12 protein-coding genes are annotated in these 10271 nt (G+C 50.9%); 10 read left to right on the forward strand and 2 right to left on the reverse strand.

What is annotated here, in order from left to right:
- Window position 1 precedes the first annotated feature (1 nt).
- Genes F459_RS0102685 through F459_RS22045 form a run of 3 tightly spaced genes read left to right on the forward strand, consistent with a single transcriptional unit; the run spans window position 2 to window position 2912 of the window.
- On the forward strand, window positions 2–1123 hold the full coding sequence (locus F459_RS0102685) for a metal ABC transporter permease (RefSeq protein WP_020611195.1): 1122 nt from the start codon (window positions 2–4) through the stop codon (window positions 1121–1123).
- A complete protein-coding gene (locus F459_RS0102690) occupies window positions 1120–2220 on the forward strand; it encodes a metal ABC transporter permease (RefSeq protein ID WP_020611196.1) in 1101 nt (366 codons plus the stop codon). The genes F459_RS0102685 and F459_RS0102690 overlap by 4 nt, the downstream gene beginning before the upstream one ends.
- A 5-nt stretch (window positions 2221–2225) precedes the next feature.
- Complete coding sequence (locus tag F459_RS22045; RefSeq protein WP_020611197.1) at window positions 2226–2912, forward strand: metal-dependent transcriptional regulator; 687 nt, start codon at window positions 2226–2228, stop codon at window positions 2910–2912.
- Between the two features lie 35 nt (window positions 2913–2947).
- Here the strand turns inward: F459_RS22045 and F459_RS22050 are convergent, their stop codons facing one another.
- Window positions 2948–3352 carry a hypothetical protein gene (locus tag F459_RS22050; protein WP_020611198.1) on the reverse strand — a complete coding sequence of 135 codons (405 nt, stop codon included), beginning with the start codon at window positions 3350–3352 and terminating at the stop codon, window positions 2948–2950.
- 132 nt (window positions 3353–3484) lie between these two features.
- On the opposite strand from F459_RS22050, the gene F459_RS0102705 reads away from it, so the two are divergent.
- The 7 genes from F459_RS0102705 to cobI all read left to right on the forward strand — a co-directional run bounded on the left by F459_RS0102705 (window position 3485) and on the right by cobI (window position 9412).
- Window positions 3485–4396, forward strand: coding sequence for a LysR family transcriptional regulator (locus tag F459_RS0102705; RefSeq protein WP_020611199.1), 912 nt, complete (start codon window positions 3485–3487; stop codon window positions 4394–4396).
- Window positions 4397–4477: 81 nt separating this feature from the next.
- Complete coding sequence (locus F459_RS23145; RefSeq protein WP_169517931.1) at window positions 4478–5644, forward strand: L,D-transpeptidase; 1167 nt, start codon at window positions 4478–4480, stop codon at window positions 5642–5644.
- Between the two features lie 88 nt (window positions 5645–5732).
- Complete coding sequence (locus F459_RS0102715) at window positions 5733–6023, forward strand: hypothetical protein (protein WP_020611201.1); 291 nt, start codon at window positions 5733–5735, stop codon at window positions 6021–6023.
- On the forward strand, window positions 5998–6954 hold the full coding sequence (locus F459_RS0102720) for a metal ABC transporter solute-binding protein, Zn/Mn family (protein ID WP_020611202.1): 957 nt from the start codon (window positions 5998–6000) through the stop codon (window positions 6952–6954). The genes F459_RS0102715 and F459_RS0102720 overlap by 26 nt, the downstream gene beginning before the upstream one ends.
- Window positions 6954–7763, forward strand: a complete 810-nt coding sequence (locus F459_RS0102725; RefSeq protein WP_020611203.1) for a metal ABC transporter ATP-binding protein — start codon at window positions 6954–6956, stop codon at window positions 7761–7763. The genes F459_RS0102720 and F459_RS0102725 overlap by 1 nt, the downstream gene beginning before the upstream one ends.
- Window positions 7757–8605 (forward strand): metal ABC transporter permease, encoded by an 849-nt coding sequence (locus tag F459_RS0102730; protein ID WP_020611204.1) that lies wholly within the window; start codon window positions 7757–7759, stop codon window positions 8603–8605. The genes F459_RS0102725 and F459_RS0102730 overlap by 7 nt, the downstream gene beginning before the upstream one ends.
- A 69-nt stretch (window positions 8606–8674) precedes the next feature.
- Window positions 8675–9412, forward strand: coding sequence for a precorrin-2 C(20)-methyltransferase (gene cobI, locus F459_RS0102735; protein ID WP_020611205.1), 738 nt, complete (start codon window positions 8675–8677; stop codon window positions 9410–9412).
- 8 nt (window positions 9413–9420) lie between these two features.
- Here the strand turns inward: cobI and F459_RS0102740 are convergent, their stop codons facing one another.
- A complete protein-coding gene (locus tag F459_RS0102740) occupies window positions 9421–10266 on the reverse strand; it encodes a nitrilase-related carbon-nitrogen hydrolase (RefSeq protein WP_020611206.1) in 846 nt (281 codons plus the stop codon).
- Between the last annotated feature and the right edge of the window lie 5 nt (window positions 10267–10271).

Genomic DNA, 10271 nt, shown 5'->3' on the forward strand with positions numbered 1-10271 from the left:
GATGGACACACTTATCCAGGTATTTGGCGATTTCACTCTTCGGACAGTGGCCCTTGGGGCGGCCCTCATTGGTATCACCTCGGGAGCTCTGGGCTGTTTTGCATTGCTTAGAAAACAGAGTCTCTTGGGTGATTCCATTTCTCACGCGGCCCTTCCTGGTATCGTGCTGGCCTTTATGGTCACCGGCAGTAAAAACCCATTAGTCCTTCTGGTCGGGGCAGCTATTGCCGGCTGGATAGCTACCACATGTATTCTTGCGGTTATCCGCAATACTCGAATCGTCAGTGACGGAGCCCAGGGCGTTGTGCTCAGTGTATTCTTCGGAATAGGCTTGCTCTTACTTACCTTTATCCAATCACGTCCGGACGCGGCCCAGGCAGGACTTGACAAATATCTTTTCGGGCAGGCCGCGGCCCTTCTCCCTGCGGATGTCAAAACAACAGCCTTCTTCGGGGGAATAGCGCTCATCCTTATGATGTTGTTCTGGAAGGAACTTAAATTGATGACCTTTGATCCGGTTTTCGGCGAGAGCATCGGATTTTCGGGGAAGCTCCTTGATTTCATCATTACCGGTTTGATCGTTATCGCCATCGTTACCGGGCTGCAAACGGTAGGAGTCATCCTCATGAGTTCCATGTTAATCGCACCGGCAGCAGCGGCAAGGCAATGGACTAACAAACTTGGCCACATGGTTTTGCTTTCTGCTTTTTTTGGCGCATTGGCAGGAGTAATAGGTGCTTTACTTTCCAGTTTAGTTTCCGATCTTCCGACAGGGCCAACCATTGTCCTTGTTTTGACTGCTTTAGTTCTCATTTCTTTGCTTTTTGCACCAGACAGGGGATTCGTATCTCAGATAGCAAGGCGTTATCAAAATCGTTTTTCGTTTTCTCTCCACCGTCTTTTGCTCGATCTCTACCACCTGGAACAGCAACATGGGAAAGATAGGCGTGCCCACGATCAGAGAACGATTGCCATGATCCGACGGCGGAAGGGGACTATCCGGGTTGCACTGAAAGCCCTGCAATCTCGCGGATGGGTAGAAGAACAAAGCAAACGGCTGTGGAACCTTACACCAAAGGGCAGGGAAGAAGCAGAAGCTCTGGAAAAGGGAGTAACAACATGATAGCAGAAATTATTTTGATAGCGGTACTTGTGTCCGTTGCCTGTGCCATCCCCGGAGTCTTTTTGGTGCTCAGAAAAATGTCCCTCATGAGCGATGCAATCAGTCATGCTGTACTGCCGGGAATCGTCGTCGGCTTCTTGATAACCCACACCCTTGCCTCGCCTTTACTTTTTATCGGAGCAGTTGCAACGGGACTGCTGACGGTGGTTCTCTCGGAACTACTGGTACGCACATCACTTGTAAAAGAAGACGCTGCCATCGGCCTCGTTTTTCCGGCCCTCTTCAGCATCGGCGTAATATTGGTAAGCCAATACACGGGAAACGTGCATCTCGATACCGACGCTGTTTTGTTGGGTGAACTGGTATTTACTCCGTTAGACAGAATCATCGTCCAGGGAATTGATTTGGGACCTCGGACCGCTTGGGTAATGGGTTTTATTCTCATAATGAATATTGCTCTGTTCTTGCTTTTCTTCAAGGAACTTAAACTGGCCACCTTCGACCCAGGCTTGGCTGCATCGATAGGCTTCTCCCCTTCCCTGATTCAATACATTCTCATGATCGATGTAAGCATTACCACTGTCGGGGCCTTTGACGCGGTAGGATCGATTCTTGTTGTGGCGCTCATGATCGCCCCTGCGGCAACAGCCTATTTATTGACAGACGATCTTCGCGTGATGGTACTTCTTGCAGTACTTTTTGCCATACTCTCTTCGATTATAGGATTCTGGGCCTCCTGGATCATGGACGCCTCAGCAGCCGGTGCGATGGCATCTATCGCAGGCCTTTTCTTCCTAGCGGCTTTTCTTTTTGCCCCCGATAGGGGTATAGTATCAATTCGGAAAAAAAGAAAACGTCAGAAGATTGAATTCGGAATAAGCATGCTTGCGGTGCACTTGTTACACCATAGGGATGAAGAGCGATCGGCAACGGAATGCAGTGAGGATCATCTGCTTGAACATATTAATTGGGATGTCCGGTTCGCGCATGTGGTTCTTTCCACAGCCATAAGCAAAGGGCTTATCCGGTCCGAGGGGCACGTGTTACGCTTAACCCATAGGGGGATCTCTTTTGCCCGGGAAGCCATGTCGAGGTAAATGCGTTGGGAGAAAACCTTTCGAAAACGGTAGAAGACTATCTGAAAATCATCCTGGAGGAATCAGGCGATAATAGCTCCGAGATCGTTCACCTGGGCTTGCTGGCCCAACGGATGAAGGTAACCCCGGGAACCGTTACAACAATGATAAAACGGATTGCCACTGAAGGTTTGGTAGAATATATTCCGAGGAAGGGTTGCCGATTAACTGAGAAGGGAACGTATCAAGCCTTAACGCTGCTTCGGAAACATCGTTTAGTTGAAGCCCTTTTGGTAACGGTTCTGAAAATGGATTGGTCCGATGTCCATGAAGAGGCAGAATCTCTCGAACATGAGCTTTCGGATAAAGTCGTTGAATACATCGACCGCCTGTTAGGTTACCCGGAAAAAGATCCCCATGGACAGCCGATTTTTCGCGACGTGGAAAGTTATCGGGCATATAGTACCGAGTCGCTATTGAGACTTGATCAGGCAAAACCGGGCAATCGCTATTGTATTATCAAAGTGGAAGAGCGAAAAGAACATCGAGAATTTCTGAAATATCTTGAGCAAAACGGAATGAGACCGGGAGAACTGATTGATGTAATAGGACGCTCCGAAGGCGGGGGCTGGCTCGAAATAGAGACGGCAAAGGGAAAGGTTCTCAAATTAGGCACGCAAAAGGGAACCAGCCTTTATGTTTCTGAGGCATAGTCCCTATCTCTCGAAACCTCATGGTTCCATATCTTTTATTTTTCCCCGCTATCAAGCCCCTTTTCAAGCTCTTTCATCTGTTCGATAATCTCGTTGCTCTCCTCTATAACCTCTTCCGCCTTCTCTATCGCAGGCTCAGCATCACGTTCACGATCGAGTTTAACGTTGCGAAAATAGAGCCCCATATCGATGGTAATCTCCACAATATTCAAGATGTAGAAAAACCACCCAAGATAGAAGAGAAAATTCAGGGATGCGGAACCACTTCCATACCATTGGAGAATTTTTCTGGAAATACCAAAGACATATCCAATCCATAAAAATACTTCGAAAAAGAGACTTTTCCCTTTTGCCGTCCGGGAAACATAGGAACGGTAAATCGAAATGGGCCAGGAAAGACCAAAACATAAGATCATCAAGGCTTCCAGTAAATCAAGCATATTTTTCATCCTTTTAGCGTTCAGCTTTATCTTCGGCTGATTATATACAAAGCGGAGGAAGTGTTAAAATAAATAGTTGATATTGTTATCATATCAGAAACGCATAATAAGCAAAGAAGGGCAGGAAAGATTTTGACCAATCCGAATTTCGAATATTACAAGGTTTTCTATTATGTGGGCAAACATCAGAATCTCACAACCGCAGCCCATCTCCTTTCGACCAGCCAACCTTCCGTAAGCCGAAGCATCAAGAATCTGGAATACGATCTATCGTGCCGTCTATTTGTTCGCTCGAAAAAAGGGGTTACCTTTACTCCGGAGGGGGCACTACTCTACAACCATATAGCTTCTGCCTGTGAATCGATATTTGAAGGAGAAAAAGCTCTGTCAAGGGCCTTGCATTTGGAAAGCGGTACGGTTGCCATCGGAACCACGGAAATCGCTATTCACTGTTATCTACTGGAAAAACTGGCATCATTTCACAAGGCTCATCCCAAGGTTACTCTTACTATCATCAACCGCAGTGCTCCTGTACTTATCGATGAAATCAAATCGGGAGCGATCGATATTGCGGTGCTAACAACTCCCATCAAAGACGAAAAAAATTTGGCCATTACCGAGGTAAAAAGATTCCGGGATGTTCTTGTGGCCGGACCTGCGTTTTCCCATTTGGGAAACCGAATTCTTACCATTGAGGAATTACCGACATACCCATTAATCACCCTTTCGAAAGAAACCGCAACATATCGTTTTTACTCCTCCCTCTATGCCTCGCATGAAATGGCATGGAAGGCCGATATTGAACTTGCAACAGCGGACTTGCTTATCCCTTTTATCAAACAGAATCTGGGGATAGGTTTCGTACCCCAAATAATGGCATCTCCCGCACTTGCCTCAGGTGAGATTCGCGCGCTTACCCTTTCAATCGATATACCTGAACGGGAAATCTGTATTGTACAAGACAAACGCCATCCGTTAAGTGCGGCAAGTCGGCAACTCATTCACTCTCTTGCCTCAGGAGATCCCTCGCAAGAGCGAACATAATGGGGTACTGTTTCAGACAGAGAATATAGTTTAGGAGCCGCTATGCAAAGTCATTTCAAGAACACTATACGGTTCTTTTTTATGGGGATGGTAGTGATAATCACGACCAATCTATCGGCAGAACCAGTAATCAGAGAAGGAGGGTTTCCTCCAAATGCTCCCGAATTGCAGGAATCGGCGTATGTGGTAATGGTGAATCTGGATGAACAAAGGGTTTTTGTCTACCACAACGGGAAAGAGATCCGCAGGATGATCTGCTCCTCAGGCCTTCCCGAAAATGATAATGCAACACCTACCGGTCGTTTTATCATCGATGAAAGTGGACACAAGCGAGGCCAATGGTTCTATTCGGACACATACGGAGAAGGGGCGAAGTACTGGGTCGGATTTATTGGGGGAACATATCTCTTCCATTCCGTACCCATGGATAAAGACCAGCATATTATTGAGGAGGAGGCCAAGCGCATAGGACAACCTGCCTCCCATGGCTGTATCCGCCTCTCGGTAGCAGATGCCCAGTGGTTTTACGAAACGATTCCTTCGGGATCTGTTTTATATATCACGGGGACAACGCCAAATTCTTCGGATGCCTCCTCTGCCGAGTTACCAATGTATCGGCCGCTCACGAAACAGGAAGTCTGTACATGGCTTGCCGATCACCATCAGGAGTTCTATCAACAGCATCTTTTAAGCTGCGAGGCGGCCTTGGTTCGTATGACCGCCGCATGTATCGGGATCCCGGACCTTACCGAAGAAGGAATCCTTGCGGATTTTCCGAAGGGGCTCGACCCGGAAACCGCCTTTGTCTGCAACAACATAGACCAGGGAAGAAGAGGCCCCGGAAACACCATTCGCTGGAACAACTATGGTACGCATCCACCTGTCGTGGTAAAACAGTTGAATCACTACATTGCAGATCATCATCTTGCATCCCTTTACACGCTACAGGAAGTGAAGGCCGATGATGCTCAGCTCAAGGATTTAATCAGTACTGATGAGCATTTTCTCGGTGCCATTGTCTGGCTTGTAGGCCACCCCGAGCGCTGGGGAGCACATCCACCGGTGAATGATCGAGGGATGGTACTGGGAGAACATGTCAGGTTCGTGGCGCCGAAACTGGATGCTTCCGGTAATTTCATCGTCTGGGATCCCGAAAATCACCCCAACCAGCCCTACCATGTCCCGACGCTGGCAGGAAGAGAACTTTTTAACTACCGGATTGCGGTCCTGCTGGCGGCATCTCCGTAAAGAATCTCCGGAAGGTAGTTGACATCTCATAAGACCAGTATTACTTTGTAATACCATACTCACAAAAAATCGAGAGGAGAGAAAACCGATGGCACAACAAAAGGAAGAGACCATAACCTTTAAAGCCGACCCGACTCTGGCGGAACTACTCCGGAGGGTTCCCAATAGATCCGAGTTTATAAGAAAGGCGCTCTTTGCCCAACTGGACAATATCTGTCCGCTCTGCCAGGGAAGTGGTTATCTCACCCCTGATCAAAAGAATCATTGGGAAAAGTTTTCAAAACATCACCATGTGGTGCGTTGTGAGTCGTGCCACGAATACTATCTTTCGTGCGATCTCAAGGAGGATCATCATGAAGCGTCACAAAAAGAGATGTAGTATTGTTAGTGCACTGCTTTTTATGCTTATAGCAAGCCTTCCGCTCATGGCAGGAGGCAATCGTGAATCGGCTCCCACATCCGGGAATAGTGAAAAACCGATCGTCTATTCTTCTATTCTGCCGGCCCAGTTTTTGGCCGATAGAATCGGCGGTGATCGCATTACATCAGAGGTAGTAGTACTTCCCGGCGAAAGTCCGGCTACCTACGAACCCACACCAAAGCAGATGAGCGCTCTTGCTCAAGCCTCAGTCCTTTTCCGGATCGGGGTTCCCTTTGAAAACGGCTTTTTGCCGAAGGTAAAAGAGCTTAGTCCTGATCTTACCATTATCGACCTTCGAAAAGGGCTAACCCTTAGAACCATGGATGCTGCCCATTCCCACGATGAAGAACATGATGGGGATCACGAAGGTGAGGGGGAAGACGGCCACGACCATGAGGCAGGAACTCCCGATCCCCATATCTGGATGAGTCCCCGTAACATGATGGTCATGGCACAGACCATGGCCGACGCCCTTGCTGCAGCGGATCCCGACGGGGCCGAAATATATATGGATAACCTTGCAGGCCTTGAATCGGATTTAAAGGCCCTTGATACGCGACTTGCGCAGGATTTGGAACCACTACGCGGAAAGCGCTTTTTCGTCTATCATCCGGCTTTCGGCTATTTTGCCGACGACTACGGCCTGATACAGATTCCCCTGGAAATAGAGGGGAAGGAGCCGACCCCAAAACAGCTGGCCTTTTATATCAAGGAAGCAAAGGAACTTGATGTGGAAATCATCTTTGTGCAGCCCGAATTTCCCCGGCAGAGCGCCCAAACCGTGGCAAAAGAGATCGGAGGAATGGTTGTGCCGGTCAGCGCCCTGGCAAAGGAGTATATTGCCAACCTCGACGCCGTGGCATCGGCCCTGGAGGAAGGCCTCCGCTGATGAGTGATAATGAAGAAAAAGGGGCTCCGTCAACGGAGCCCCTGTCTGTGGTAAATTTCGAGGATGTCTCTTTTGGCTACGGTGAGGATCGTGTTCTTGAATCGGTCTCCTTTGAAATCCTTCGGGGAGACTTTGTCGCACTCATCGGGCCGAACGGCGGCGGAAAAACCACCATTCTCAAACTTATACTCGGACTCCTCATTCCCGATGAAGGTCGGATACGGCTGTTCGATTCTCCTTCGGAGGAAGCCCGGAAACGGGTGGGCTATGTTCCCCAGTACACGCTCTTTGATCCGCTTTTCCCTGCGACGGTGGAGGATGTGGTTCTGATGGGACGGCTGGGAGCAAAAAGCAGGCTCGGTTTCTTTCGCCGGGAAGATCGCTGCATTGCTGCCTCCGCCCTAAAAACGGTTGGGCTTGAGGGACTCGAGAAACGCCCCTTTCCGGCCCTTTCCGGAGGTCAGCGCCAACGGGTACTCATTGCCCGTGCCCTGGCAAGCCAGGCAGATCTTTTGATCCTCGATGAGCCAACCAGCAATGTAGACAGGACGGCGGAAAAGGAAATTTACGCCCTTCTGGGTTCATTGAAGGGAGAGAAAACCATACTCCTGGTAAGCCATGACACCGCCGTCGTTTCCAATCTGGCTGATACCATCCTTTGCATAAACAGGACCCTTGCCAGACATCCTGGCTGCGAACTAACGGGAGAAGACCTTGGAAAACTCTACGGTGACGATATGAAGCTGGTATTACACGATATACACAATGAAGCCCCCGCCGCTTCGGCAAAGGAGGATTCACCGTGTTGAATTTCTTCGGCCAGTTTTTTCACGACCTTGTTACCTTTCCTTTCTTGTTGAACGCCCTCCTTGCCTGTCTCTTTCTTGCGCCGGCTGCAGGGATCATCGGTACCTACGTCACCGTGGAGAGGATCAATTCCATGGCAGGAGCCGTAGCCCATTCGGTGCTCGCAGGACTGGGAGCCGCACGTTTTCTCCAGGTGAGCTTCGGCTGGAGCTATCCGACACCGCTCCAGGGCGCGGCTGTGGCGGCAGTCATCGTCGCTCTGATCATAGGAGGCATCACGGGACGGGGCAGGGAGCGAACGGAAACGGTTCTGGCCGCAATCTGGGCCATCGGCATGGCAATCGGTATCTTTTTCATCGCCGCAACCCCTGGTTACTCTCAGGATCTCATGAGCTATCTCTTCGGAAATATTCTGATGATCAGGAAAAGCGACACCATGCTCCTCCTGGTCATGGATCTTGTACTGATTCTGGTGATTCTATTTCGCTATAAGGAGATATTCGCCGTTACCTTCGACGGTGAGTTTGCGGCGCTGCGGGGAGTAAAGGTGCGCAGGATCTATTATCTGATGCTTCTGCTTACCAGCCTTACCATCGTGCTGGCCGTTCAGCTCGTGGGTATTGTCATGGTTATAGCACTTTTGACCCTTCCGGCTGCCACTGCAGGACTCTTTTCCCATAACCTTTGGAAGATGATGATCTTTGCGTCGCTGTTGAGTTTTCTCTACACGGGAGGGGGACTTGCCATCAGCTACTCGGCGGACAAACCGGCAGGTGCCACCATCATCCTTTTCGCCGCAGCGGTCTATCTGGGGACAATGCTGATCAAGCGGAAAATACGGTAACGCTTCCCGATGGCGACGATTTCGCAATGTATCTTGACCCGGCCCTGCCGACAGGCATAGTATCGCCCCATGGCAGAAAAGAAGAGCCTGCACACAAGAGCAACAGCGAAATTAATCGGCATTGGTGTCGGACCGGGAGATCCCAGCCTTTTAACCCTTGCTGCGGCCCAGGCCGTCAAGGAAGCGGACATCGTCTTCACACCGGTTTCAAGATTTTCAAAAGCATCCCTGGCGGCCTCCATCGCTGCTGGTACGGGAATAGACGAAAGCAAGATTCAAAAGATCACCTTTCCCATGGCGAAAGATACCGAAACCCTGCAGAAAGCCTGGAGTCAGGCGGCCGCCCCGGTTATCAAGGCCCTCGACAGCGGGCTTCGGGCGGTATTCCTCACCCTGGGAGACCCATCGGTCTACAGCACCTGGATCTATCTTCGCCGAGAGGTCGAGGCGCAACAACCGAACGCCGGCATTGCGGTAATCCCCGGCATCATGGCGGCAAATGCTGCAGCAGCCCGCCTGGGGCTGCCCCTGGTCGAAGGGAAAGAGCGGCTTGCGCTCCTCCCGCTGCCTGAGAACCTCGATGAACTCGATGCCTACCTCCCCCTTGCGGACTGTATCGTCGTATACAAAATCGGCTCACGTCTGGAGGAGTTGGCCCGGTGGGTTAGCGAAAGGGGCTTGGCTGAGCAGGCCCATCTTGTCGTAGGTGTTGGCCTGGAGCGGGAAGCAGCAGGGCGCCTTATCGACCTGGCAGAGAAGGAGCAAGGCTACCTTTCGGTGGCTCTCATCCGAAGCAGGCGGAAGTAAAAACGCGATTAGTAGAGTTCCGGCCGGCGAAGGGAAGGAAACCAGCGGTCTCCCATGGCCGGGTTTTTCGTGTTTTCCTGCTGCCGAAGATGTTTTACAAGGGAGAGGTCGATATCTGCACAGAGCAAGGCCTGTCGGCCGGAAAAATCTTCGGCCACAACCTGTCCTTTTGGATCGATGATGAGCGCGCCGCCGCCGAAGTGCCCTCCGCAAAGGTTGCAGGAAGCGACATAGAGGCCGTTATCATAGGCCCGGGCCGGGAGATATCGAAGCCAAAGCTCCCGGCGCCTTTGGACGGAAAGAGGAGAGGCAAAGGGGGCTAAGATCAGAGCCGCCCCTCTAAGACTTTGGACCAGGGCAATCTCGGGCAGATGTGTCTCGATGCACAGCTGGATGCCGACCGTGGGCCCTGCCGAGCCCCCGACACCAATCATCCCGCCGATGTCGAAAAGGCCTATCTCATTGCCCGCCTCAAACCATTCCTGCTCCAAAGTGCCCAGATGACTTTTTCGGTACAATCCAATCTCAGAAGCCCCGGGCAGCGCCACGGCCTGGGAAACAATGGGTTTGCCACCTGACTCACCGGCCTCGATAAAACCACAAAAGATTGTCAGCCCGTAGCGATCGGCCAGAGGCAGAAGAATGGATGATACCGCCTCCGGATAGAGGGCAAATTCCCGGGCCTTGGGGCCGCTATAGGAAGTGAGGGCTGCCTCGGGAAAACAGATCAGCATGGCCCCCGCTTCGGCCGCCTGCTCGCACAAGTGCCCTACCATCGCGGCGTTGTGCCGAAGATCTCCGGGCCTTGCTTCCATGACGGCAAGGCCGATGCGCAGTTTATCCACCCCAGCCATGAAAC

This window comes from Sediminispirochaeta bajacaliforniensis DSM 16054, assembly GCF_000378205.1.
Classification (GTDB): domain Bacteria; phylum Spirochaetota; class Spirochaetia; order DSM-16054; family Sediminispirochaetaceae; genus Sediminispirochaeta; species Sediminispirochaeta bajacaliforniensis.

Excerpts from the sequence above, each read along its gene's own strand:
- F459_RS0102685 (WP_020611195.1), top strand. The coding sequence starts at position 2 with ATGGACACACTTATCCAGGTATTTGGCGATTTCACTCTTCGGACAGTG.
- F459_RS0102690 (WP_020611196.1), top strand. The coding sequence starts at position 1,120 with ATGATAGCAGAAATTATTTTGATAGCGGTACTTGTGTCCGTTGCCTGT.
- F459_RS22050 (WP_020611198.1), bottom strand. The coding sequence starts at position 3,352 with ATGCTTGATTTACTGGAAGCCTTGATGATCTTATGTTTTGGTCTTTCC.
- F459_RS23145 (WP_169517931.1), top strand. The coding sequence starts at position 4,478 with ATGGGGATGGTAGTGATAATCACGACCAATCTATCGGCAGAACCAGTA.
- F459_RS0102715 (WP_020611201.1), top strand. The coding sequence starts at position 5,733 with ATGGCACAACAAAAGGAAGAGACCATAACCTTTAAAGCCGACCCGACT.
- F459_RS0102720 (WP_020611202.1), top strand. The coding sequence starts at position 5,998 with ATGAAGCGTCACAAAAAGAGATGTAGTATTGTTAGTGCACTGCTTTTT.
- F459_RS0102725 (WP_020611203.1), top strand. The coding sequence starts at position 6,954 with ATGAGTGATAATGAAGAAAAAGGGGCTCCGTCAACGGAGCCCCTGTCT.
- cobI (WP_020611205.1), top strand. The coding sequence starts at position 8,675 with ATGGCAGAAAAGAAGAGCCTGCACACAAGAGCAACAGCGAAATTAATC.
- F459_RS0102740 (WP_020611206.1), bottom strand. The coding sequence starts at position 10,266 with ATGGCTGGGGTGGATAAACTGCGCATCGGCCTTGCCGTCATGGAAGCA.